Consider the following 24,265-nt stretch of genomic DNA (forward strand, 5'->3'; position numbering starts at 1 on the left):
ACTGCTTCTTGCGAAACAGCCAGGATCCTGTTTTCGGGCAACGCCATCTGCGCTGGGTGGAATGAATCCTGATTAAGCTTTCACCGGATGGCGAAAACCCCAACGGTCTTTGACAACCCCGCTACCACTACTCCGGCCGCGGGCCCAAAGTTCAAAAGGGGAAGCCCTTGCGGACCTCCCCATACATCTGTCTTATTGCGCGTTGAGCGTCGTCGGCTCAATGCGGACACCCGCACCTTGGGTCGAAGACAGCGCAACCTTCTTCAGGTACACACCCTTCGACGAAGCGGGCTTGGCCTTGACCAGAGCGCCAACCAGTGCATTCAGGTTTTGCTGCAGAGCCTCGACGGAGAAGGAAGCACGGCCGATGGTGGCGTGAATAATGCCGGCCTTGTCGGTACGGTACTGCACCTGACCAGCCTTGGCGTTCTTCACAGCAGTGGTCACGTCCATGGTCACGGTCCCCACCTTCGGGTTCGGCATCAAACCACGCGGGCCAAGAATCTGACCCAGAGCGCCCACAACACGCATGGCGTCGGGAGTGGCGATACACAGATCGAAATCGATGTTGCCGGCCTTGACCTGCTCAGCCAGATCGTCGAAGCCGACGATATCGGCGCCTGCGGCCTTGGCTTCTTCAGCCTTGGGGCCTTGGCAGAACACAGCCACGCGAACGCTCTTGCCGGTACCAGCAGGCAGCACAACCGAACCACGCACAACTTGGTCAGACTTCTTGGCGTCAACGCCAAGGTTTACAGACACATCAACCGATTCGTCGAACTTGGCGGTCGCATTCTGCTTCACCAGGTTCAGAGCTTCATCAGCCGCGTAGAGCTTGTTGCGATCAACAGAAGAACGCAGCGCATTCAGTCGCTTGGAAATCTTTGCCATGTCACACACCCTCCGTGGTGATGCCCATGCTGCGGGCGGAGCCGGCGATGGTGCGAACGGCTGCGTCGAGGTCGGCAGCAGTCAGATCCTTCATCTTGGTCTTGGCGATTTCTTCCAACTGGGCACGGGTCACCTTGCCAACCTTGTCGGTATGCGGCTTGGCGGAACCCTTTTGGACGCCGGCGGCCTTCTTGATCAGCACGGTTGCCGGCGGGGTCTTCATGATGAACGTGAAAGACTTGTCCGCAAAGGCGGTAATCACGACCGGAATCGGCAGCCCCGGCTCCATACCTTGAGTCTGCGCATTGAAAGCTTTGCAGAACTCCATGATGTTCAGGCCGCGCTGACCGAGAGCGGGACCGATAGGGGGCGAGGGATTAGCCTTGCCCGCCGGCACTTGCAGCTTGATATAGCCGACGATTTTCTTTGCCATGATGGCTCCTTGAAATGAGTGTTAGCGCATGCGCTTGCGCGCCTTGCTCCTCGAACCGGAGATTTGAAAGGGCGCTCCGGCTACGCCCACAACTTGATCAGGTCTTCTCAACCTGACTGAACTCAAGCTCCACTGGCGTCGCGCGACCAAAAATAGTCACAGACACATGTAGACGGCTCTTTTCGTAGTTCACGCTCTCCACCGAGCCATTGAAATCGGTGAAAGGGCCTTCCTTGACGCGTACGAACTCACCCACCTCAAAGAGAATCTTGGGCTTCGGCTTTTCGACCCCTTCTTGCATCTGATGCAAGATTTTGTCGACTTCCTTCTCGGAGATCGGCGTGGGCTTGTTGGCAGTACCGCCAACAAAACCAGTCACTTTCGGGGTGCTCTTGACCAAGTGCCAAGAGTCATCATCCATATCCATCTCAACAAGAACATAGCCAGGGAAGAACTTGCGCTCAGTCACGCTCTTCTGACCGCCCTTCATTTCAACCACTTCCTCAACTGGAACCAGAATCTGGCCGAACTTGTCCTGCATGCCGGAACGCGCAACGCGCTCAACCAGAGCGCGCTGAACCGACTTTTCGAAACCAGAATAGGCGTGGACGACGTACCAGCGTTTGTTCATCAATTCCACCCCAGAAGTGCGCCAATCAACTTGCCAACCACGAGGTCAACCACCCACAGCACAACCGCCATCACAACCACAAACGCGAACACAGCGCCGGTGGTCTGCACGGTCTCCTTGCGAGTAGGCCAGACAACCTTCTTGGCTTCCACGATGGCTTCACCACCAAAGGCCGCCAAACGCTGCCCTGGCTCAGTAAACCAACCCACCGCCACACCAGCAGCCAAGCCACCCAGCACGCACAGCACGCGGAAGAACACCGGCTGACCGGCGAGCAGGTAATAACCAGTCAGGCCCGCAACCAACAAGAGCAGCGCGAGCACAAACTTCAGTTTATCCGCCATGGGAAAATTGCCTTTGCATTGAAATGGCAGGGGCAGAGGGTCTCGAACCCCCAACCTTCGGTTTTGGAGACCGACGCTCTGCCAATTGAGCTATGCCCCTGCAGCAGAGACTACAAAAGCGCCCCGAAACGCGGTTTCGAGGCGCCTTTCAAACCCGGCGAACCGGGCTCGGATCGATTACTCGATGATCTTGGCGACGACGCCGGCGCCAACGGTACGGCCACCTTCGCGGATTGCGAAGCGCAGACCTTCTTCCATGGCGATCGGAGCAATCAGCTTCACGGTCATCTGGATGTTGTCACCCGGCATCACCATTTCCACACCTTCCGGCAGCGAGATTGCGCCCGTCACATCGGTGGTACGGAAGTAGAACTGCGGACGGTAGTTGTTGAAGAACGGGGTGTGACGACCACCTTCGTCCTTCGACAGCACGTACACTTCGCCCGTGAAGTGGGTGTGTGGCTTGATCGAACCCGGCTTGCACAGCACTTGGCCGCGCTCGACGTCTTCACGCTTGGTGCCACGCAGCAGCACGCCCACGTTGTCGCCAGCCTGACCCTGATCCAGCAGCTTGCGGAACATTTCCACGCCGGTACAGGTGGTCTTGACGGTGTCCTTAATGCCGACGATTTCGATTTCTTCGCCGACCTTGACAATGCCGCGCTCAACGCGACCGGTCACCACGGTGCCGCGACCCGAGATCGAGAACACGTCTTCGATCGGCATCAGAAAGGGCTTGTCGATGGCGCGCTCAGGCGTCGGGATGTAGCTGTCCAGCGCATCAGCCAGGGCCATGATGGCGCCTTCACCCAGCTCACCCTTGTCGCCTTCCAGCGCCTTCAGGGCAGAGCCCTTGACGATAGGCACGTCGTCGCCCGGGAAGTCGTACTTGGAGAGCAGCTCGCGCACTTCCATTTCGACCAGTTCCAGCAGCTCGGCGTCATCCACCATGTCGCACTTGTTCAGGAACACGATGATGTAAGGCACGCCCACTTGACGAGCCAGCAGGATGTGCTCGCGGGTCTGGGGCATGGGGCCGTCAGCGGCGGAACACACCAGGATGGCGCCGTCCATTTGGGCAGCACCGGTAATCATGTTCTTCACGTAGTCAGCGTGACCCGGGCAATCCACGTGGGCGTAGTGACGGTTCGCGGTTTCGTACTCGACGTGAGCGGTATTAATCGTAATACCACGCGCCTTTTCTTCCGGCGCTGCGTCGATCTGGTCGTAGGCCTTGGCCGAACCACCGAACTTCGAGGCCAGCACGGTAGTGATGGCTGCAGTCAGCGTGGTCTTGCCGTGGTCAACGTGACCAATCGTGCCGACGTTCACGTGCGGCTTCGTACGTTCAAACTTTTCCTTAGCCATGATCTACCCCAATACCGAGCAAAGCGTTAAGAACAAAAAGGATGGTGCCCTTGACGTGGATTGAACACGTGGCCTCTCCCTTACCAAGGGAGTGCTCTACCACTGAGCTACAAGGGCACTGCAAAAACAACAAAAACTGGAGCGGGTGAAGGGAATCGAACCCTCGTCTTAAGCTTGGAAGGCTTCAGCTCTACCATTGAGCTACACCCGCCCAACAAACGAATCACACCACTTGACTCGCCCATCACCCATCGCATGACAGACTTCATCACACAACTTGAATCTGGTGGAGGAGGTTGGATTCGAACCAACGTAGGCGTAAGCCAACAGATTTACAGTCTGCCCCCTTTAGCCACTCGGGCACCCCTCCGGAGAGGTCGAGACTATAGAGAACCGATTCAGGCAAGTCAAGCACTTCTTGCGAACAATTCCCCACTCTTTGTTCGCACTTGCTGATTCAGGCTTACGGCTACAGTAGTTTTTCCAAGCTCAAACCGGGGAACTGGCAATGCCGACCCACATCGTGAAGGCGCTGGCCGCCCAGGCCGCCGGCCTGATTCTGGTCTATACGCTAGGCCAAAATGGCTGGCTTGCGGCTCTGCCTGCGATCGGCCTCGCACTACTGCAAGGCGTGCTGGCCGCAAGCGCTGCGCTGCTACTCAGATCACCACGCTGGTGGCTGCCGATTCATTTTCTTTTCTGCCCAGCCTTGGTTCTAGCGTCTGCATCAGGCCTGCCTACCTGGCTATATGGAATCATCTTCCTTGCCCTGTGCCTGATCTACTGGAGTAGCTTCCGCACGCAAGTCCCCCTATTCCTATCCAATCGCTCCACCGTACATCGATTGGCTGCAAGCCTCCCCTCTAGCAATAGCCTGAAGGTCCTGGATGCCGGCAGTGGCACAGGCTCCTTTGTGCGCCATCTGGCCCGACTGCGACCGGACTGGAAAATCCGTGGGCTGGAATCAGCACCAGCCCCCCTGTGGCTATCGCGCTGGCTTGCGCGCAAAACACCGGCAGCGCAGTTGCTACGTGGCGACATATGGGCCCACCCCTTCGGCGAGTACGACTTGGTGTACGCCTTTCTTTCGCCCGTACCAATGCCCGCACTTTGGCGCAAGGCGCGCAAGGAGATGAAGGCTGGCAGCCTACTGGTCAGCAACAGCTTTGCCATCCCGGACGTCAAACCAGAGTCCATCATCAAGATCGACGATCGACGCCAAACCCGCCTCTACTGCTACCGGATCCCAGGAGCAAAGCCCACAAAGCCCTGATCAGGCGGAAGAAATGGTCGCTGCTTGGCGCTTCGAGCTAGACATCGGGCGGGCATGATCCAGACTGATTAAACCTGCGCCTTAAGCAGGCTATGGAGAAGCAATATGGCTGACATCATCTGCATCATCGGCAGTAAGGGCGGAAGTGGCAAAACCACGCTATCCCATATGCTGTGTTATGGACTTGGCCTGATTGGCCGACGCGCAGCCTGCGTGATGACCGATATCTGCCGCGAACCTCCGCCCGCCCACAGCCTGCCTTATGTGTATGCCGACGGACGTTCAGCCACAGCACGCAACCGGATTCTTGCCACACTGCGCGAGCGCGATAACTGGGTTGGAGTCATTGATGGTGGCGCCAACAGCCTGGATACAGACTCAGCCCTTCACGCCGAGGCGGATCTGGTTCTGCTCCCCTTTCGGGACTCAGCTGAGGATCTACGCGTAGTCTGTGCCGACTTGGCACGCCTGCCGAACGCTTACGCCCTGCCCTCGCAATGGCCAACAAACCCCTGGCAATACAAAGCGTCGGTACGCCTACTCGAATCCATCCCGGCGGAGTTCCGCGGTCGAGTGCTGGCGCCGGTATTCTCGATTTCTTCGTCCAAGCTGCTCCTACAGCAACCGCCAGCGGACAATCTGCCAACGCCGCTCAACAATGCCTGCCGTGCGATCGCACGCTACACACTGGGAATCCTTGAAAACGGGGGAGCGGCCCTGCCAGAAGCACAGACTGCCATTGGCGCTTCACGCCGCCTGCAGCGCATGGTCGACCAGCGGGAAAGCCAGGCCGCCCACGCCTGAACGACCGGATGCAAGAATCAGGCGCGCAGCCCCTGACGGGCCAGCACCACGAGTGCCTGGGCCCGATTCGGAACGCCCAGCGCCCGCAGGATGGCCGAACAGTGCACCTTGATGGTGCCCTCGGCGAGCCCCAGCAAATCAGCTATCTCGCGATTGGTCCGTCCCTCGACCATCAGCTCCATCACCCGCGTCTGCGCAGAGGTAAGTCCATACTGTTCGGAAAGCGAATCGATGCCACGCCGACGCGGGGAGCGCTGCACGGTAGCTGGAGCCTGCTGGAATTCGGGCGTTACCATTCCACCCTCAAGCACGGCACGAATCGACTCCACCAGTTTGTCGGATGACAAGGCCTTGGAAATGAAGCCGGCAGCACCGGCTTTCAGTGCGCGCTTGACCGACGCTTCATCCGCCAGCGCCGAAACCACCACCACCGGAATGGTCGGAAAGCGGTGCGCCAGCACTGATACCAACGAAAAACCACTCATATCCGGGAGCATCAGATCGGTCAGAACCAGATCGAACTCCTGCCCGGATTCGATCAGTGCCATGGCTTCGGCCGCGCAGGCGGCCTGAGCCTGCTCGCACGGCATGCCGAGCTGATCCAGCGCCCGCACCAAGGCTTCGCGCACCAGCGCATGGTCTTCGATCACCAGTACCCGACATGACTCCATGACAATTCCCTGCAAGGCCGCGAATTTTGTTCGACCGCAAATCTTACGCTCCCACCTCACTTCGCGCTGATCCGCTTGTCCGGGACTACCCGAGTGGGCAGGGTATTGAAGAGGGATTTCCGGCTCTGCGGCAGCATCAGACAAGCCCCACTCTTGTATCCTTCGGGACTGAATATGACACCCACCAAAATCCAGGCATCCACGCTGATGCCCGCCCCATTCAACGTATCACCCCCTGCTGCGAAAAGTCTGCTCCGGGAGTGCGCACGTTGCGCTTGAAGAGCCTCTGGCGCGTCCTTCTGCTGCTTGCTTGCCTTGCGTGCAGCGCGCTCATGAGTGCCGCCCATGCGGCCTCAATCGTAGTAGTGCTCAGCGAATCAGGGCACGTTCATCAGGAATTTGCCCAGACTTTCAGCAACCAGGTATTGCGCAGCCAGCCCGGTATGCAGATCTCAGTGATCGAAGTCGCCCAACTGGCGGCCAACGCACTCAGCGAGGCCAGTCTGGTCGTCGGCGTTGGCAGTCGGGCCGCTGCTGCCTTGCTCGCTTTGGAAAGCACTCCGCCACTACTTCTGAGCATGCTGCCGCGCGAGAGTTTCGAACGCTTGCGCGGCCAGCGCACACGCGTTGGTGCCGTTTTCATTGACCAGCCGCCAGCACGCTACATCAGCCTGATCCGCCTGGCGCTGCCGGAACTTGAGCGTGTCGGCATGCTCAGCAGCCGCGACAGCCAGGATGGCGTAGCGCGTCTGATGCAGGCAGCACGCGAGCAACACCTGCGCGGGCACAACGAGTTGATCGCGGACGAAAGTGACATCATGCCGGCGCTGCAGAAGCTCTTCCCGGACGGTGGTGTGCTGCTCGCCACGCCGGACAGCTCGATCTTCAACGCCCACACTCTGCCCGGCATCCTACTCGGCGCTTTCCGGCGCAAGGTGCCGGTAATTGGCTTCTCTGCAGCCTACGTCAGCGCAGGCGCAGTGCTCTCGCTGTACTCCTCGCCCGAGCAGCTCGCCAGTCAGTGTGCCGACATCGCCCGCAACCTGCTGAACGGCTCGACCGCACTGCCCGCCCAATACCCACGCCAGTTCAGCATCGGGATCAATGACCGGGTGGCCCGCTCCCTCGGGCTAAACCTCGACAGCAGTACCGCCCTTCGCGAAAGACTGGAAAAACTGGAGCGCCAGCCATGAAGCTGAACTGGGATATCCGGACCCGCGTCCTGATCGTTGCGCTCGTGCCGACACTGGTACTGGGCGTGCTGCTCACCGCGCTGCTGACCTTCTCGCGCATCTCCGACCTTGAAGAGGCGCTGACCCAGCGCGGCCAGGCGCTGGCTCGCCAGCTCGCCGCAACCGCGGAATACGGGCTTTTCTCCGGCAACCGCGATGCCTTGCAGCGTCTCGCCGCCTCGGCACTCAATGCGGCCGACCTCTACGGTGTGGCGATCTACGACAGTGACGGCAGCCTGATGGCGGTTTCCGGACTACAGACCCATCCGGCAGGCAGCTCGACACAGCCCAGCCAAGCCGATGTGCAGGCCATCAGCAGCCAGATGCTGCGGATTGCCGAACCCGTGCGCCATAGCCATTCGCTGGAGGATGATCCCTACACCCTGACCGGCGTGCTACCCGCAGAGGACCGGGCACTCGGCGAAGTGGTGGTGCTGATCTCGCGCGAGACCCTGGAGAACCGCAAGCTCAGCCAGATTGCCACCGCGTTCACCACGCTGGTGCTGGTGCTGGCGGGCAGCATCGCCCTGTCAGTGCTGATGAGCAGCTCAGTGAGCACGCCCATCCAGCGCATTGCCCAGGCCATGGCGGATATCGGTCGCGGCAACCTCACCACAAGGGTGCCGATCGAGGGCCGCGGCTCGCTGCGGCGCTTGGCGGAAGGAGTCAACGAGATGGCTGGCCACCTCGCGGTGGCGCGCGGCAACATGGAGCAGCGCATCTCTGCCGCCACCCTGCAGTTGCGCGAGCGCACCGAGGAAGCAGAACGCGCCAACATGGCCAAATCCCGCTTCCTGGCAGCAGCCAGCCATGACTTGCGCCAGCCAATGCACGCGCTGGGCTTGTTCATTGCCGACCTCTCGCGCAAGGAACACACCCCGGACACCCGTCTGCTAATCGAGCGCATTGCGGCCTCGGCCGAAGCCATGGAGAACCTGCTCGACAGCCTGCTCGACATCTCCAAGCTCGATGCCGGTGTGGTCAGTTCGGCACCGCGCAGCTTCGCGCTCGGCCCGCTGTTCGAGCGCATCGGCAATGACTACACCCATGCCGCCCAGGAACGCGGCCTGCGCCTGCGCGTGCGCTCCACTCAACTGTGGATCCACAGCGACCCGCTGCTCTTTGAACGCATCCTGATCAACCTTGTCGGCAATGCCCTGCGCTACACGCCCAAGGGGTCGATCATGCTGGCAGCCCGCAAACGCGGCGACCATGTGCTGATCGAGGTCCGCGACAGCGGCCTGGGCATCGCACCCGAAAATCAGGCCAGCATCTTCGTGGAGTTCGTGCAGCTCGATAACCCAGCGCGTGACCGCAGCAAAGGCCTCGGCCTGGGTCTGGCCATCGTACGGCGTCTGGCGGACCTGCTCTACCACCCGATCACCCTGCGCTCGGAGCCCGGGCGCGGCTCGGTGTTCGGTGTGGTAGCCCCGCTGGTGCCGGCCGAAGCCAGCTATCACAGCCAGCCGCTGCCGGAGCAGGACTTCCTCGGCCGCATCATCGCCATGGTCGATGACGACGCACTGGCCCAGGAGAGCCTGGCCGGCCTGCTGCGTGCCTGGGGCTGCTTCGTGGTCGCCAGCGACAGCCTGCAAGGCATTCTGGACGCACTGGAAGAAATGGAGCTGGAACCGGAAGTGGTGGTCAGCGACTACCGTTTGCCTGGCGAGCACACCGGGCTGGACATCATCGCCAACATGCGCGCCCGCTTTGGCGCCCATCTGCCGGCCCTGCTGCTGTCTGGCGATACCGGCCCGGAAACCCTGCAGGAAGCCACCTCGCGCGGCGTACCGCTGCTGCACAAGCCGGTCCGCCCGGCCAAGCTGCGCGCAGCCCTCGCCCACCTCCTCAATTCGCGCAACACGCAGACCACGACGCCCGCAGTCCGCAACGAAGCGCTATGATCGTCCGCTAGATCGCCTGGAGGATATTCATGTCCACGAACAGCAGTCAGGAAGACGGTTTCGAATTCATCCGCAAGATGTGGGGCAACATGGGCGTCGGTCTGCCTGGCATGGTCACCCCCACTCTGGACGTGGATGAACTGGAGCGCCGCATCAAGGATCTGCAGGCGGTCGAAGGCTGGCTCAAGATGAATCTGGGCATGCTCCAGATGAGCATCCAGGGGCTCGAAGTGCAGCGTTCCACCCTGGTCGCCATGCAGGCCATGAGCAAGGCCGGCGAAGGTGAGGGCAATGCCAATCCTTTCGCCAATCCGGCGCTGTGGTCCTGGCCTTTCGCCAACAGCGAAACACCCACCCCGGCAGCCCCCTCCTCCACCACAGCGGCTCCGGCAGACACTCCGGAAAAGACCGCCAAACCTGCTAAACCCGGCAAACCATGAATTCACCGCGTTTCGCCAGTGCTTGGGCGAATGCCGCTGGCTGGGAAGACGCGCTGCATGCCGTCATCGCTGCCCTGCCCCGGCTGGCTCAGGCCAATCTTGGCTTTCTCTACGTCTCGGATCATTTCGCCTTCGCGCTGGAGCCCATCCTGTCGCGCCTGCGCCAGCACACTGGAGTGCTTGAATGGGTCGGCGCCACCGGCGTTGGCGTTCTGGGCACGCAAGGCGCGGCACTGGATGCGCCCGGCATTTCGGTGATGCTAGGCGCCTTCCCGCTCGACTCCTTCCGCGTGTTCTCCGGCCGCAAGCCGCTGCCGCGTGATTTCGCGGCCTATGCGGCACTGGTTCATGGCGACCCGCTAACGCCGGACATGGGTGAGCTGGTCGCGGACATGAGTCTCAAGGTACGTGGCGGCCAGCTCGCCGGTGGTCTGGCCAGCGCGCGCCAGCAAGCTTGGCAGATCGCCGAGGAGCCGCTCACGGGCGGCCTATCCGGCGTGGCCTTCAGCAAGGACATCCAGACCCTCACCGGCGTGAGCCAGGGCTGCTTGCCACTGGCAGGCAACTGGCGCATCACCGCCGCGCAGGACACCCTGATCGAGCGCATCGATGGTCGCCCGGCAGTTGAGGTGTTCCGCGAAGCCGCCGGCCCGGCCCTTGGCGCCGATCTGCGCCGCGCCGTGAGTACCCTGCTGGTAGGCCTCACCGACGATGATTCGGATCGCCGCCAGTTCGCCGCCCGACGCATCGTGGCACTGGATGTCCGCACCGGCCGCCTGGCCATCACCGAATCGGTCGATGCGGGGCAGCACATGGTCTTTCTCAAGCGCGACGAAGCCGCCGCGCGCGAGGATCTGCAGCACATGCTGCAGGAGTTGCGCGACGCCTGCCCGCGTCCGCCTGCCGGCGGCATCTACGTCAGCTGTGCCGGGCGCGGCGGCATCATGTTCGACGACGATGAAACCGAGATCCGCGCCATCCGAGAAGTGTTCGGCGATATCCCGCTGGCCGGATTCTTTGCCGCCGGCGAGATTGCCGGCAGCCGACTCTACGGCCAGACCGGCAGCCTGACCCTGTTCGTATGAAACCGCAGGCCCACAAAAAAGCCGCCCAAGGGCGGCTTTTTTGTGGGCTGAGCCGACTTCAGTGGGCAGCGTTCTGGCCGCGATTGGCCCAGCCGGTGAGGCGCCGCTCCAGACGTGCAAACAGCTCGTACATGATCACGCCCATGATGCCGATCACGATCAGGCCAGCAAACACCAAGGGCATGTTCATCGACGAGCTGGCGCTCATCATCAGGTAGCCGACGCCGACGTTGGAGGCCACGGTTTCGGACATCACCGAGCCAACGAAGGCCAGCGTAATCGCCACCTTCAAGGACGCAAAAAAGAAGGGCATCGAGCGTGGCAGGCCGACCTTGCGCAAGATGTCCAGGCGCGAGGCACCCAGCGAGCGCAGCACATCTTCCAGCTCGGGCTCCAAGGTGGACAGACCAGCGGCGACGTTCACTACCACCGGGAAGAAAGAGATCAGAAAGGCCGTCAGGATGGCCGGCACGGTGCCAATGCCGAACCACACCACCAGCACCGGCACGAAGGCTACCTTGGGCACGCTGTTGAAGCCCACCAGCATCGGATAAACCGCCTTGTAGATAACCGGCGAGGAGCCGACGATCATGCCCAGCACGGCCCCTACCACCACGGCCACGGCAAAGCCCGCCAGCGTGGTCAGCAGGGTATGGGTGGCGTGCTCCATGATCGGTCCGGCGAGCTCAATCCCAGTGGTATAGATCTGGCTCGGTGCCGGCATCAGATAGGTCGGGATAGAGAAACCGCGGCAGATGGCTTCCCAGCACACCAACACGAAAAGGGTCAGCAGCCAGGGGGCCAGACGGCTGATGGTCTTGGGGGATAGTTTTTTCATCTCAGCTCTCCCGCACGCGGCCGATAGCCTCGCGCAGCACATGGACGTGGGCCGAAAAAGCGTCGGTATAGGTCACTTCAAGCTCCCGCGGGCGGGGCAGGTCGATCTGGCGTTTGACCAGGATGCGCCCCGGGCGCTTGCTCATCACGTACACGGTGTCAGCCAGGAACACCGCCTCGCGCAAATCGTGAGTCACCAGGATCACGGTGAAGGGCTGCTGCTGCCACAGATCACGCAACATGCACCACAGCTCTTCACGGGTGAAGGCGTCCAGCGCGCCAAAGGGCTCATCGAGCATCAAGAGGCGCGGCTTGTGGATCAATGCGCGGCAGATCGAGGCGCGCTGTTGCATGCCGCCGGAGAGCTCCCACGGATATTTGTCCTCGAAGCCCCCCAGGCCCACGCGTTTGAGCTGCTCGCGGGCCATTTCCTCGAATTCCTTGCGGCGAGCGCGCAGCTGGCCACGATAGGGCTCAACAATTTCCATCGGCAACATCACGTTCTCGAGCGTGGTGCGCCAGGGAAGCAGATTGGCCGCCTGAAAGGCCATGCCGACGATGCCCAGCGGGCCACCGACCTGGCGGCCATTCACGTACACATAGCCCTCGGAGGGCGGTTTGAGCCCCGAAATCAACTTCATCAGGGTGGACTTGCCGCAACCGGAGGGACCGACGACGGCAACGAACTCACCCTCCTCGATCTGCAGGCTGACATCCTCGATGGCCTTCGGACCGCCTTCGCTGTAGCGCAGGCTGACATTCTCGAACTCCACGAAACTCATGATCGGGCTCTCTGTATTCTGGATAGATGGGCGGGTCACGTTGCAGCGCGCCCCGCCCTTGTTGTGATGAGGTCTTGCGGGTACTGCCTTACTTCACCATGCGCTCGGCCTTGGCCGGCAGGAAAGCGGGGTTGAAGAGTTCCTTGGCATCCGGCGTGGTCTTGAGGTCATATGCAGCAACCGTCTCGGCCACCGACTTGCGCATGCGCTCCTCGGTCACGCTGCCCAGACCATTAGCCTTGGCTTCGGGCGTCACCACCACCGAGTTCAGCGCCATTTTCAGGCGACGCGTCTCGAGCGCCAGATCAACCAGGGCATCCTGCTTCTTGACGTAAGTAGCTGCCTCATCCGGGTTGGCGATGGCTTCCTTGAGCGCCTTGTTGAAAGCACGCAGGAAGCCTTCGACCGCCTTGGGCTTCTCGGCCAGGAACTTCGGCGAAGCGATGATGGCGTTGCCGTACAGTTCCACGCCGTAATCGTTGTAGAGCATCACGGACAGGTCCGATTCCTTCACGCCGCGCGCTTCCATGTTCAGCACGCTGGTGAAGGAGAAGCCGGTGATGCCATCCACCTCGCCCTTGGCCAGCAGGGTTTCGCGGATCGCCGGATCCACGGTCTGCCACTTCACACTGGCCGGATCGAACTTGTTGGACTTGGCGAACGCCGGGAAAGCCTTGCGGCCAGCGTCAAAAACCGGTGCGGCCAGCGTCTTGCCAACCAGATCGGCGGGCTTGGTGATGCCGGACTTCTTGAGCGTCACCACGGCCGCCGGCGTGTAGTTGTACACCATGTACAACGCCTGCAGCTTCGACTCCGGGTTCTTGGCGTCGTACTCGACCAGGGCATTGAAATCGGTGAAGCCCATGTCGTACGCGCCCGTTGCCACGCGAGTGAACGCCCCGGCGGAGCCCGCGCCGGCATCAATGGTCACGTCCAGGCCTTCAGCGGCGAAGTAACCCTTGGCCTTGGCCAGCAGGAAGGGCGCTGCCGGACCTTCAAAGCGCCAGTCGAGCGTGAATTTGAGCTTGGTGAGATCCTGGGCAAGGGCACTGCCGGCCACACAGCCGAGAGCCAGAGCCACGACAGCGTGACGGGCCAGGCGGGAAAAAGACTTGTTCATGGGGCACTCCGGTGGATTGAAAAGACAACACCACTCCTTCAGCAATCGCTGTGCCACGCCCGAGCCGCAGGCTGCGGGGCTTTAGCGCCGGACACACACACCAACTTGGTGCATGCGGCAGCGTATCCCCGCGCAAACAGGCCTGCCTGCGTGCCAGACTGGTGCCAGCCCGGCGCAATCCGAGGGCGGGATGCGCGCAGGGACATGAACCCTATGCGGCAGCCTTTATAGCGCCAGAAGCTGCGCCGGGTGCCCGAAAGCGCGGGTTCAAGCCAAGTCTGTGCGGAACATGGCACGCAGATTGCCTTGGTGAGGGCATAGCCAAGGAGAAAGCTCATGTCCAACACCCATCTGTGGGATTCCATCGACGTTCATCTGCTGCGCGTGCTGCATCTCTTGCTCACCGAATGCAGCGTTTCTCAGGCTGCACGGCGCCTGAACCAGTCCCAGCCCGCCGTCAGCACGGCCCTGCGCCGCCTGCGTGATCTGACCGGCGATCCGCTGCTGGTGCGCAGCAAGAACGGTATGACACCGACCGAACGTGGTGCAGCGCTGCTCGAACCGGTGCGTCAGGCCCTCGCCAGCATCGAGCAGATCGCCACCAACCCGGACCGTTTCGATCCGGCCAGCACCCGCCGCACGTTCAATGTGGCCACGCCCGACTACCTCGACCCGACCCTGCTGGGCCACATCCTCTCGCGCTTTCACACCCTCGCCCCGCAAGCCCAGGTCGTGTTCCACTCCTTCAGCCCGGAGCAGGATTTCGCCAGCTCGCTGGCCGAAGGCCGGCTGGATGTGGTGATCGGCAACTGGCCGCATCCGCCCGAGCAGCTGCGCCTCGCCCCGCTGTTTGAAGATGAAGTGGTATGCATGATGCGCGAGGACCATCCGCTGGCCGCCCGCCCGCTCACGGCCAAGGGCTACCTGGAGGCCGAGCATCTGGCGCCCACACCCTACTCGGTGGGCCAGCGTGGTGTGATCGATACCTATCTGGCCCGCGAGCGGCTCAAGCGCAACGTGGTGGCCTGGGTGCCCTACTTCAGCTTTGCGCCTTACATGCTGCTGGAGTCCGACATGCTGTTCACCTGCCCGCGCAGCTTTGCCGAGCACTTCGCGCGTCGGCTGCCGCTGGCCCTCGCCCGCGCGCCGATGGAGTACCCGCTGATGGCCTTCTCGCTGCTATGGCACGAACGCAGCCACCAGGCCGAAGAATGCCGCTGGTTCCGCGAACAGCTGGTCAGCCTGATCCGCAGCAACTACGCCGGTCAGCCGCCCTCGCGTGCCCTGCCGAGCATCCCGACGGCGCCGCAGCGCCTGCCCTCACTGGTCTGAACGGTGCGCTGGAAACCGCTCCTGCAGGCGCAGCGAGGCAATCCTCAGGATCTGTCGCAAGGCTTCAGCGAACTCATCTTCGCGGCTGTGCAGCACCCGCGCAGCAAAACGCTCGATGATCGCGGCGCGATCAAAGCCTCGCACGGCGAGGATGAAGGGAAAGCCGAACTGGGCGTTGTAGGTAGCGTTGAGCGCCTGCAGCCGGGCAAACTCTTCGGGGCTGCAGGCGTCGAGCCGGGCCCCTGCCTGCTCGCGCGTCGATTCGGCCGTCAGCTCACCGGCAATCGCAGCCCTGCCGGCCAGCTCCGGGTGGGCACGGATCAGCGCCAGCTGCTCCGCTTCGCTGGCTGCAAGCAGCACGGCCGCGAGGCTTTTCTCCAGCGCCACCAGACTGGTGAAGGGGCGCTGTTGCCAGGCACGGGCGGCGATCCAAGGCGTGTGTTCAAAGATGCCCTCCAGCGCCGCCACGAAGGCGGGTTGGTCGAGCGCGGAGAGGGCAGAAAGGCTGAGCGTCGGCATGGCGTCATCACACAAGAGTTCACTTCCAGCTTATGCGGCAGGGAAACGCTGCGGCAATGTGCCGGCGTGAATACCCGGTATGCGACCGTTCGCTCCGGCCTCCTTCCTATAATCGACTGCAAATATTACGGAGCATGCCCATGGGCCGCCTCAGCACCCACGTACTCGACACTGCCCACGGCTGCCCAGCCGCCGGCGTGGCTTTCAGCCTGCACAAGGCCGGTGACCCCAGCCCGCTATTCACCAGCATGACCAACAGTGATGGCCGCTGTGACTCGCCCCTGCTCAGCGGCGACGCGCTGCAGGCTGGCTGTTACGAACTGGTCTTCGAGGTCGCCGCGTATTTCCGCGCACGTGGGGTGGAACTGCCTGAGCCGCCGTTTCTCGACAAAGTCACGCTGGCCTTCGGTATCGCCGACCCGGCTGGTCACTACCACGTACCCCTGCTGGTCTCGCCGTGGAGTTATTCGACGTACCGGGGTTCGTGACGCTCATGCAGGAGCGGCCTCTGGCCGCTCTACGAAAATAAACCGGCGGAGTTTGCACTCCGCCCTACTGCGGGCACTGAAGTTGCTCTGAAGAAAACCGTTGCTGTGCAGACTCTGCACAACAGGAATGCCGCAAAGGGAGCGGGAAGCGTCGCGAGCGCTGCAAGGCTGTGAGGAGAAGCGCAGCCGTACTCGGGTACGGCGAGCATCGCTTCGCAGGATTGGAGCGCGCAGTAGCTTCCCGCCCCTTTTGCGAACGTGCACGACGAAATCGACATCAAGGGCGGGTCGTGCGGATGCCGCGTCAAAAGGCGTCTTGATTCACTGGAGCATCACCATGGAGTTCTCTTACCTCATCGATGCCAGCAGCATGCTCTTGCGCTGGCTGCACCTGATCGTGGGCATTGCCTGGATCGGAGCCTCGTTCTACTTCGTATGGCTGGACAACAGCCTCAAGACCCCCACCGATCCGAAACTCATCGAAGACGGCGTCGGCGGCGAGCTGTGGGCCATGCATGGTGGCGGCTTTTACAACCCGCAAAAATACGCCAACACCCCCAAGCATCTGCCCGAAGACCTGCATTTTTTCTTCTGGCCCAGCTACACCACCTGGATCACCGGCTTCCTGCTGATCTCGGTGATGTACTACTTCCAGGCCGCCACCTTCATGGTGGACCCGAGTGTTTCGAGCATCACCCCGGCCCAGTCGGTAGGCATCGGCATTGGCACCCTGGTGCTGGGCTGGATCGTGTATGACCAGCTCGCGCGCCTCCTGATCGAACGCAGCCAGTTGCTGTTCGCCATCATCTACGTGGCCTTCGTGACCCTGGTGGCCTTTGTGCTGACCCAGTTGCTGGCCGGCCGCGCGGCCTACATCCATGTTGGCGCGATGATCGCCACCACCATGAGCGCCAACGTGTTCTTCTGGATCATTCCTGCTCAGCGCCGCCAGGTCGCGGTCATGAAACAGGGCGGCGAAGTGCCGGCGATCTGGGGCAAGCGTGCCAAGCAGCGCAGCTACCACAACAACTACCTGACCCTGCCGGTGCTGTTCGCGATGATCAGCAACCACTACGCCAGCACCTACAACCATCCGCATGCCTGGCTGGTGCTGGTGCTGATCATGCTCGGCGCAGTACTGATCCGTCACTTCTTCAACCTGCGTCACAAGAAGGTGGTGCGCTGGGAGTTCCCGATTGCCGGCCTCGCCATCATCTTCGGCGTGCTGGTGTGGATCGCACCCAAGCCCCTGCCGAAACCGGCAGCCGATGCGGCGCCGGCCCCCACGCTGGCCGAAATCACCCAGATAGCCCAGGCCCGCTGCGCCGGTTGTCACGCCGAGCATCCGAACATCATGCCGGTGGCCCAGATGGGCGTGATGTTGGATACGCCAGAACGCGTCAAGCAACATGCCCAGCGCGTCTTTGAACGTGCGGTGCAGTTGAAGAACATGCCACTGGCCAACATGACCCAGATGACCGATGACGAGCGCGCCAAGATCGGCGCCTGGTTCGCGGCCGGAGCCAAGTGAGGCTGACGCAAACGCAGAACACGCGTAGCCCGGATGCAGCGCAGCGTAATCCGGGGCTTGGCGCGGTCCATGGGAGGCGTCCTCCCGGATTTCGGCTTTCCGCCTACATCCGGGCTACGCATACAGGCTGAAAGCTCAGAATGACGACGAAAAACTACCCACGCGATCTGATCGGCTACGGCCGCAATCCCCCGCACGCGAACTGGCCCGGCAAAGCGAAGATCGCCGTGCAGTTTGTGCTCAACTATGAGGAAGGCGGCGAGAACTCGGTGCTGCATGGCGACGCCGGCAGCGAACAGTTTCTCTCCGAAATGTTCGCACCACCGGCCTTCCCGGATCGCCACATGAGCATGGAGTCGATCTATGAATACGGCTCGCGTGCCGGCGTATGGCGCATCCTGCGCGAGTTCGAAAAACGCAGCCTGCCGCTCACCGTGTTCGGCATCGCCATGGCGCTGGAACGCCACCCGGAGCTCACCGCCGCTTTCAGGGAGCTGGGCCACGAGATCGCCTGCCACGGCTGGCGCTGGATCAGTTACCAGAATCTGGATGAAGCCACCGAGCGCGAGCACATGAAGGTCGGCATGGACATCATCACCCGCCTCACCGGCGAGCGCCCGCTGGGCTGGTACACCGGCCGCGATTCACCCAACACCCACCGGCTGGTGGCAGATCATGGCGGTTTTCTCTACGACAGCGACTACTACGGCGACGATCTACCGTTCTGGCTACCGGTGCAGAAGACTGACGGCGACACCGTGCAGCAGCTGATCGTGCCCTACACGCTGGACGTGAATGACATGCGCTTCGCGCTACCGCAAGGCTATTCACAGGGGCAGGATTTCTTCACCTACCTGCGTGACACGTTTGACGTGCTCTACGCCGAAGGCGAAGACTCACCGAAGATGATGAGCATCGGCATGCATTGCCGCCTGCTTGGCCGGCCGGGGCGCATGAAGGCGCTGATCGATTTCCTCGACCACATCGAAAAGCATGACCGGGTGTGGGTCACTCGCCGCGTTGATATTGCGCGCCACTGGCGCGAGAAATTTCCGGCACCGCGCTGAGGCGGGGCAGGCGTTTCGTAGGGGATTGGGCAAGGTGGCGACGCCCCGATTCCGCTACGCTGCATCCGGACTACATGGTGATCAAACCCGTCCTTCCTCAACAATCACCGCTAGGCGCCGGATCGCCGCCTCCACCTCGGGCGTGAAAGGGATGCCGCAGTTGATGCGCAGGTAATTGTCGTAGCGATCCGAGTTGCTGAAGATCCAGCCTGGCGCATAGCGGATGCCCTCGCGCAAGGCGGTATTGAACACCGCACGCGGGTCGCGCAACACCGGCAACTGCACCCATAGCAGCATGCCACCCTGCGGCATCGAAAGCCGCGTCTCCGCCGGAAAATGGGTCGCGATGGCCTCGGCTACCGCGCTGCGCCGCGCCCGCAAGAGGCGGCGCAGGCGGTTCAGGTGCCGGTCAAAAGCCGGGCTGGCCATGAACTCGCTGGCGGTGAGTTGCAGCAAGGTGTCATTAGGCCGGCTCTGCGCGTACTTGAGCATCTTCACGCGGGCATGCCAGCGCCCGCCGCTGATCCAGCCCAAGCGCATGCCGGGGGCGAGCGTCTTATGCAGCGAGGCACAGTGAATCACGCCGCCGTCTTCATCCCAGGATTTCACCGCGCGCAGCGGCTGATCCTCGTCGCCCAGCGCCGCATAGGTATCGTCCTCGATCAGGGCTACGCCGTACTGCGCGCACAGCGCCACCATCGCTGCCTTCTTCGCATCCGGCATCACGCTGCCGAGCGGGTTCTGGAAGTTCGGGATCACCACCACGGCCTTGATCGGCTGGGTCTGCAGCGCCAATTCGAGGGCCTCGACCGACATGCCGGTCTGCGGACTGGTCGGAATCTCGATGCTGCGCAGGCCCAGACTCTGGATGATCTGCAAGAGGCCGAAGTAACAGGGCGACTCGACCGCCACCGTATCGCCCGATTGCGTCACCGCGCGCAACGCGAGGTTCATCGCCTCGGTGCAACCGTGGGTCACCACGATGTCGTCCGCAGTGAGGCGCATGCCGCTCTCCAGCGCGCGCCGCGCCAGCACCGTGCGGAAGCCCTGCTCTCCATGCCAGGGCGTGGGATTGACCAGCACATCCGGATGCAGACGCAAGGCGCGAGTCGCCGCATTCTTCAGCGCCGCCGCCGGGTAGGCATCGGGCGAGCCGAAAGCCTGGGCCAGGTTCAGACGCAGCGAGTGTTGCTCGCAACGCGCCAGAAAATCAGACACCCGCTCGTGGATGCCGAGGAACTGGGCGGCATCGATTTTGGCCGGAATCGCCGGTTCGGTAGAGGGCTGCAAAGCCAGTCGGCGTGGCCGGCACACGTAATAGCCGGAGCGCGCCCGCGCCTCCAGCCAGCCTTTCTCCTCCAGGTGGCGACAGGCCTGCAACGCGGTGCTGAGGCTCACCTGATGGAGCTTGGTCAGCGCGCGCACCGAGGGCATCCGGTCGCCCGGCTTCAGGGCGCCGGCGTCGATCGCGCCGAGATAGTGGCCGGCCAGCTGCAGGTAGAGCGGCGAGGCTTCAGGGGTGTGAGTTGCGATATCCATGGCTGATGGTGCTCCGGGTCCATACGCTCACAACAGATACAGAAATTGCGTTCTGTAACCATAACAGTTGGATTCTGTATCTGCTGATCTGCTTCACAAAGCCTGCCCCTGTGCCTGCCAGCGTGACGCCCCGACGCCTAGGATTCAGTCAAGGATCAAACAGGAGCAGATCATGCGCAGCAGCACTCAGAAACCGGCCCCCGCCGCCCGCGAAGTCCAGCTTGAACGCGGCATGGGCCTCTCGGCCTACGCCCGCCGCCAGACCCGCATCGTATGCGTGAAGGGGGAAGTGGAAGTCAGCGAAACCATCATGTGGATCGGTGCCCAGCCGCTGCGCATCACCCGCCGGCTGCGTGCCGGGGACGCCTGCCGGGTCGAGGAAAGCGGCTGGCTGATCCTGCGCGCCGACGCAGCCAGCGCCCGACTGCAATTAGAAGCCCCGCCGCCGGCTGCGGCGATGATTCTGCTGGCGCAACTGCGCTGCTGGCTCAGCAGCCATCTGCATCTTCCCAGCGGTACGGCACAGGCGCACTAAGCCCGGCTGGCAGAAACCGCCTCTGCGTACGGAGCCGCGCAGCGCCGTAGGTGCGGCTTCAGCCGCGCGGCCAGTGGAGGCGCCCTACGATCTTGGGCGCCCCTACCAACCCGGCACGCGTCTCAACAATAAGAAAGCCGGGCTTGTGCCCGGCCTTCTCTTGCACGCTGCGCTGCGCGCTTACTTCAGATCGAAGCGATCCAGGTTCATCACCTTGTTCCAGGCCGCCACGAAGTCCCGCACGAACTTTTCCTTCGCATCGTCCTGGGCATAGACCTCGGCCAGCGCACGCAACTGCGAGTTCGAGCCAAAGACCAGATCGACGCGGGAGGCGGTCCATTTCACCGCGCCGGTGCTACGGTCACGCCCCTCGAAGCGCTGGGCGCTTTCATCGACCGGCCGCCACACCGTGCCCATATCCAGCAGGGTGACGAAAAAGTCGTTGCTCAGCTGGCCGGCGCGCTGGGTGAATACGCCGTCCTTCGAGCCACCGGCGTTCGCCCCGAGCACCCGCAAACCGCCGACCAGCACGGTCATTTCGGGTGCTGACAGCGTCAGCAGCTGGGCCTTGTCGACCAGCAACTCCTCGGCCGGTACGCGGTATTGCGCCTTCTGGTAGTTGCGGAAGCCATCGGCCTGCGGTTCCAGCGGCGCGAAGGAAGCAGCGTCGGTCTGAGCCTGCGAAGCATCGGTACGACCCGGCGCGAAAGGCACCTCCACGGTGAAGCCCGCAGCCTTGGCCGCCTGCGCCACAGCTGCGGAGCCGGCCAGCACGATCAGATCAGCCAGCGAGACCTTCTTGCTGCCTGCTGCATTGAAGCCTTTCTGGATGCCTTCGAGCACGCCCAGCACCTTGGCGAGCTGCGCCGGCTGGTTCACTTCCCAGTCCTTCTGCGGGGCGAGACGGATGCGCGCACCATTGGCACCACCACGCTTGTCCGAGCCGCGGAAAGTCGATGCCGAGGCCCAGGCGGTCGCAACCAGTTCGGCCGTGGACAGGCCGGAGGCCAGCACTTTGGCCTTGAGCGCCGCGATATCTGCCGCATCCACCAGCGGGTGATCGACGGCCGGCACCGGGTCTTGCCAGATCAGTTCTTCGGCCGGCACATCCGGGCCGAGGTAGAGCGCCTTCGGGCCCATGTCGCGGTGAGTGAGCTTGAACCAGGCGCGGGCAAAGGCGTCGGCGAAGGCGGCTGGATCTTGATGGAAGCGGCGCGAGATCTTCTCGTAGATCGGGTCGAAGCGCAGCGAGAGGTCGGCCGTAGTCATCATCGGCGGATGTTTTTTCGACGGATCATGCGCGTCCGGGATCAGGTGCTCGGGCTTGCAGTCCTTCGCGTACCACTGATGCGCGCCAGACGGGCTCTTGGTGAGTGCCCACTCGTAGCCGAAGAGCATGTCGAAGTAGCCGTTGTCCCACTGCGTGGGGTTGGGCTTCCAGGCGCCTTCGATACCGGAGGTGGTGGTGTGCACGCCCTTGCCCGTGCCGAGCTTGTTGATCCAGCCCAGGCCTTGTTCCTCAAGCGGAGCGGCTTCGGGCTCGGGGCCGACCAGTTTCGGGTCACCCGCGCCGTGCGCTTTGCCGAAGGTGTGACCGCCGGCGACCAGGGCCACGGTTTCCTCATCATTCATGGCCATGCGGGCGAAGGTTTCGCGCACGTCGCGGCCGGAGGCGACCGGGTCCGGATTGCCGTCCGGCCCTTCCGGGTTCACATAGATCAGGCCCATCTGCACGGCGGCGAGCGGGTTATCCAGCTCGCGATTGCCGGAGTAGCGGCTGTTCGGTTTATCGCTCGTTGCCAGCCATTCCTTCTCGGCGCCCCAGTAGATGTCTTCCTCAGGCTGCCAGATATCGGCGCGGCCGCCGCCAAAGCCGAAAGTCTTGAAGCCCATGGATTCGAGCGCAACGTTGCCGGCAAGGATCATCAGGTCGGCCCAGGAGAGCTTGTTGCCGTACTTCTGCTTGATCGGCCAGAGCAGGCGACGGGCCTTGTCGAGGTTACCGTTGTCGGGCCAGCTGTTCACCGGGGCGAAGCGCTGGTTGCCGGTGCCGGCGCCGCCGCGGCCGTCGGCCGTACGGTAGGTACCGGCGCTGTGCCAAGACATGCGGATGAAGAGGCCGCCATAGTGGCCCCAGTCAGCCGGCCACCAGTCCTGCGAGGTGGTCATCAGCGCAACCAGATCTTTCTTGACCGCAGCGAGATCCAGCTTCTTGAACTCCGCGGCGTAATCAAAATCGGCGCCGAGCGGGTTCGAGGCCGGCGCGTGCTGGTGCAGGATGGAAAGATTCAACTGGTTAGGCCACCAGTCACGATTGGACTGGCGGCTGGCAGTGGTGCGGCTACCGTGGCCGAAGGGGCATTTTGCTTCGCTGCTCATGAGTTGTTTCCTTTGGATGGGGTGTTGAACTGCATGGACGCAGCTTAGCGATGGCACTGTGCTTGTTCTATTGAATTACCTTCATGGGCGAAATACCAAAAAGCTATCAGCACAAAAACAATCAAAACAAAAAAACTATCGAACACCCATCCCGACCGGGTGCATGCCCCCGAGGCACAGGTACTCGGATGGTGCAAAACGGGTCTCAGGCAGCGCTCGAAGCAGAATCAGAACGGCGCTGTAATCCCCTTGCAGCAAGGCGTATCAAATTTTTACGGCACGCCTTCTGGCATCTGGCACGGCTTCTGCATTAACTGGTCAGACCAGTTAGACCAGAGCCCCTACCGTGACCCGCCTCTCCAGCTTTGCCGCCCAGACCCTGCAGCGCCAGATCCACGCCGGCCATTACGCCACCGGCAGCGCCCTGCCCGGCCAACGGGATCTGGCCGCCAGCCTGGGAATCAGCCGGGCAGCACTGCGCGAAGCGATTTCAACGCTGGAAGCACTGGGCATGGTTCGCTCGCAGCCGGGCAAGGGGGTTTTCGTCACCGCCGGCGCAGGCCGCGCAGCAAACGAAGTGCCGGCCGGGCCGCTGGCCATGTCGCCGCAGGATGTCTTCCAGTTCCGCGCCATCGTCGAGCCTGCTGCGGCTGCGCTGGCCGCCCGTAACGCCACGGCCGCCGAACGCGAAGCCCTGCAGGCGATCCAGGCACGCATGGATGCCGCCCTGCATGCGCTGGACCTGGTCGGTGCCTCCGAAGCGGATCTCGAATTCCATCTGGCGATCGCCGATTTCTCTGCCAATCCACTGCTGAGTTCGGCAATCCGCTCCCTCGAAGAGCCAATCGCCTACAGCCTGCGCCTGCCCTTCGCCGATCCCGGCGGCGTGTGGGCGCCCGCGGATGAACACCAGGCCGTGCTCGCTGCGATCTGCGTGGGCGATGCCACCGCCGCTCACCGCGCCATGACTTACCACCTGAGGCGCGCCGCGACGCGGATCAGCCTCAGTTTCATCGACACCTCTTCCCCCACGCCCTGACCCGGCACCTTGTTATCAGGA

General features: G+C 62.6%; 24 protein-coding genes and 4 tRNA genes. 12 read left to right on the plus strand and 16 right to left on the minus strand.

Annotated elements, in window-relative coordinates; translation table 11 throughout:
* Positions 1-192: 192 nt before the first annotated feature.
* From rplA to C0V76_RS07550, 9 genes are all read right to left on the minus strand, one after another.
* Positions 193-891 carry a 50S ribosomal protein L1 gene (gene rplA, locus C0V76_RS07510; RefSeq protein WP_101941781.1) on the minus strand — a complete coding sequence of 233 codons (699 nt, stop codon included), beginning with the start codon at positions 889-891 and terminating at the stop codon, positions 193-195.
* A gap of 1 nt (position 892) precedes the next feature.
* The gene (rplK, locus tag C0V76_RS07515) at positions 893-1,324 is read right to left on the minus strand and encodes a 50S ribosomal protein L11 (protein ID WP_101941782.1); all 432 of its coding nucleotides are present in this window, start codon (positions 1,322-1,324) and stop codon (positions 893-895) included.
* A 97-nt stretch (positions 1,325-1,421) separates the two neighbouring features.
* Positions 1,422-1,955: a transcription termination/antitermination protein NusG gene (nusG, locus tag C0V76_RS07520; RefSeq protein WP_101941783.1), complete on the minus strand. Its 534-nt coding sequence runs from the start codon at positions 1,953-1,955 to the stop codon at positions 1,422-1,424.
* Positions 1,955-2,299, minus strand: a complete 345-nt coding sequence (secE, locus tag C0V76_RS07525; protein WP_101941784.1) for a preprotein translocase subunit SecE — start codon at positions 2,297-2,299, stop codon at positions 1,955-1,957. The genes nusG and secE overlap by 1 nt, the downstream gene beginning before the upstream one ends.
* A gap of 24 nt (positions 2,300-2,323) precedes the next feature.
* Positions 2,324-2,399, minus strand: a tRNA-Trp gene (locus C0V76_RS07530).
* A 77-nt stretch (positions 2,400-2,476) separates the two neighbouring features.
* Positions 2,477-3,667: an elongation factor Tu gene (tuf, locus tag C0V76_RS07535; RefSeq protein ID WP_101941773.1), complete on the minus strand. Its 1,191-nt coding sequence runs from the start codon at positions 3,665-3,667 to the stop codon at positions 2,477-2,479.
* A 42-nt stretch (positions 3,668-3,709) separates the two neighbouring features.
* Positions 3,710-3,784: transfer RNA gene (locus tag C0V76_RS07540), tRNA-Thr, on the minus strand.
* Positions 3,785-3,804: 20 nt separating this feature from the next.
* Positions 3,805-3,878, minus strand: a tRNA-Gly gene (locus C0V76_RS07545).
* Positions 3,879-3,951: 73 nt separating this feature from the next.
* Positions 3,952-4,037: transfer RNA gene (locus C0V76_RS07550), tRNA-Tyr, on the minus strand.
* Positions 4,038-4,175: 138 nt separating this feature from the next.
* On the opposite strand from C0V76_RS07550, the gene C0V76_RS07555 reads away from it, so the two are divergent.
* Positions 4,176-4,940, plus strand: a complete 765-nt coding sequence (locus C0V76_RS07555; protein WP_101941785.1) for a trans-aconitate 2-methyltransferase — start codon at positions 4,176-4,178, stop codon at positions 4,938-4,940.
* Between the two features lie 105 nt (positions 4,941-5,045).
* Positions 5,046-5,744: a ParA family protein gene (locus C0V76_RS07560; protein WP_101941786.1), complete on the plus strand. Its 699-nt coding sequence runs from the start codon at positions 5,046-5,048 to the stop codon at positions 5,742-5,744.
* 17 nt (positions 5,745-5,761) lie between these two features.
* Here the strand turns inward: C0V76_RS07560 and C0V76_RS07565 are convergent, their stop codons facing one another.
* Positions 5,762-6,415 (minus strand): response regulator transcription factor, encoded by a 654-nt coding sequence (locus tag C0V76_RS07565; RefSeq protein ID WP_101941787.1) that lies wholly within the window; start codon positions 6,413-6,415, stop codon positions 5,762-5,764.
* A gap of 332 nt (positions 6,416-6,747) precedes the next feature.
* Between C0V76_RS07565 and C0V76_RS07570 the strand changes: the two genes are divergently transcribed.
* From C0V76_RS07570 to C0V76_RS07585, 4 genes are read left to right on the plus strand one after another with little or no spacing between them, the layout of a single operon-like run.
* Complete coding sequence (locus C0V76_RS07570) at positions 6,748-7,608, plus strand: ABC transporter substrate-binding protein (RefSeq protein ID WP_101941788.1); 861 nt, start codon at positions 6,748-6,750, stop codon at positions 7,606-7,608.
* On the plus strand, positions 7,605-9,551 hold the full coding sequence (locus C0V76_RS07575; protein WP_101941789.1) for a response regulator: 1,947 nt from the start codon (positions 7,605-7,607) through the stop codon (positions 9,549-9,551). The genes C0V76_RS07570 and C0V76_RS07575 overlap by 4 nt, the downstream gene beginning before the upstream one ends.
* Positions 9,552-9,580: 29 nt before the next feature.
* Positions 9,581-9,991, plus strand: coding sequence for a PhaM family polyhydroxyalkanoate granule multifunctional regulatory protein (locus C0V76_RS07580; RefSeq protein ID WP_101941790.1), 411 nt, complete (start codon positions 9,581-9,583; stop codon positions 9,989-9,991).
* A complete protein-coding gene (locus tag C0V76_RS07585; RefSeq protein WP_101941791.1) occupies positions 9,988-11,076 on the plus strand; it encodes an FIST N-terminal domain-containing protein in 1,089 nt (362 codons plus the stop codon). Before C0V76_RS07580 ends, C0V76_RS07585 begins: the two co-directional genes overlap by 4 nt.
* A gap of 58 nt (positions 11,077-11,134) precedes the next feature.
* Here C0V76_RS07585 and C0V76_RS07590 read toward each other — a convergent pair whose 3' ends face one another.
* From C0V76_RS07590 to C0V76_RS07600, 3 genes are all read right to left on the minus strand, one after another.
* Entirely contained in the window at positions 11,135-11,914 is a 780-nt protein-coding gene (locus C0V76_RS07590) for an ABC transporter permease (RefSeq protein WP_101941792.1), read from the minus strand.
* Position 11,915: 1 nt separating this feature from the next.
* Positions 11,916-12,695 (minus strand): ABC transporter ATP-binding protein, encoded by a 780-nt coding sequence (locus C0V76_RS07595; protein ID WP_101941793.1) that lies wholly within the window; start codon positions 12,693-12,695, stop codon positions 11,916-11,918.
* Positions 12,696-12,783: 88 nt separating this feature from the next.
* The gene (locus C0V76_RS07600; RefSeq protein ID WP_101941794.1) at positions 12,784-13,815 is read right to left on the minus strand and encodes an ABC transporter substrate-binding protein; all 1,032 of its coding nucleotides are present in this window, start codon (positions 13,813-13,815) and stop codon (positions 12,784-12,786) included.
* 336 nt (positions 13,816-14,151) lie between these two features.
* Here C0V76_RS07600 and C0V76_RS07605 point away from each other — a divergent pair, with 336 nt between their 5' ends.
* Positions 14,152-15,147, plus strand: a complete 996-nt coding sequence (locus C0V76_RS07605; RefSeq protein WP_101941795.1) for a LysR family transcriptional regulator — start codon at positions 14,152-14,154, stop codon at positions 15,145-15,147.
* Here C0V76_RS07605 and uraD read toward each other — a convergent pair.
* The gene (gene uraD, locus C0V76_RS07610; RefSeq protein WP_101941796.1) at positions 15,136-15,666 is read right to left on the minus strand and encodes a 2-oxo-4-hydroxy-4-carboxy-5-ureidoimidazoline decarboxylase; all 531 of its coding nucleotides are present in this window, start codon (positions 15,664-15,666) and stop codon (positions 15,136-15,138) included. The two genes, C0V76_RS07605 and uraD, sit on opposite strands and share 12 nt — an antisense overlap.
* 140 nt (positions 15,667-15,806) lie before the next feature.
* Between uraD and uraH the strand changes: the two genes are divergently transcribed.
* From uraH to puuE, 3 genes are all read left to right on the plus strand, one after another.
* Positions 15,807-16,154: a hydroxyisourate hydrolase gene (uraH, locus tag C0V76_RS07615; protein WP_101941797.1), complete on the plus strand. Its 348-nt coding sequence runs from the start codon at positions 15,807-15,809 to the stop codon at positions 16,152-16,154.
* A 337-nt stretch (positions 16,155-16,491) separates the two neighbouring features.
* Positions 16,492-17,685: a urate hydroxylase PuuD gene (locus C0V76_RS07620; protein WP_101941798.1), complete on the plus strand. Its 1,194-nt coding sequence runs from the start codon at positions 16,492-16,494 to the stop codon at positions 17,683-17,685.
* 140 nt (positions 17,686-17,825) lie between these two features.
* Positions 17,826-18,752, plus strand: coding sequence for an allantoinase PuuE (gene puuE, locus C0V76_RS07625; protein WP_101941799.1), 927 nt, complete (start codon positions 17,826-17,828; stop codon positions 18,750-18,752).
* 81 nt (positions 18,753-18,833) lie between these two features.
* On the opposite strand, the gene C0V76_RS07630 is transcribed toward puuE, so the two are convergent.
* Positions 18,834-20,291: a PLP-dependent aminotransferase family protein gene (locus C0V76_RS07630; protein WP_101941800.1), complete on the minus strand. Its 1,458-nt coding sequence runs from the start codon at positions 20,289-20,291 to the stop codon at positions 18,834-18,836.
* A 172-nt stretch (positions 20,292-20,463) separates the two neighbouring features.
* On the opposite strand from C0V76_RS07630, the gene C0V76_RS07635 reads away from it, so the two are divergent.
* On the plus strand, positions 20,464-20,826 hold the full coding sequence (locus C0V76_RS07635; RefSeq protein ID WP_101941801.1) for a hypothetical protein: 363 nt from the start codon (positions 20,464-20,466) through the stop codon (positions 20,824-20,826).
* Between the two features lie 180 nt (positions 20,827-21,006).
* Here C0V76_RS07635 and katG read toward each other — a convergent pair whose 3' ends face one another.
* Positions 21,007-23,205: a catalase/peroxidase HPI gene (gene katG, locus C0V76_RS07640; protein ID WP_101941802.1), complete on the minus strand. Its 2,199-nt coding sequence runs from the start codon at positions 23,203-23,205 to the stop codon at positions 21,007-21,009.
* Between the two features lie 346 nt (positions 23,206-23,551).
* Here katG and C0V76_RS07645 point away from each other — a divergent pair, with 346 nt between their 5' ends.
* The gene (locus C0V76_RS07645) at positions 23,552-24,244 is read left to right on the plus strand and encodes a FadR/GntR family transcriptional regulator (protein ID WP_101941803.1); all 693 of its coding nucleotides are present in this window, start codon (positions 23,552-23,554) and stop codon (positions 24,242-24,244) included.
* The last annotated feature ends 21 nt before the right edge of the window (positions 24,245-24,265 follow it).

This window comes from Uliginosibacterium sp. TH139 (assembly GCF_002855595.1).
GTDB classification, from domain to species: Bacteria; Pseudomonadota; Gammaproteobacteria; order Burkholderiales; family Rhodocyclaceae; genus Uliginosibacterium; species Uliginosibacterium aquaticum.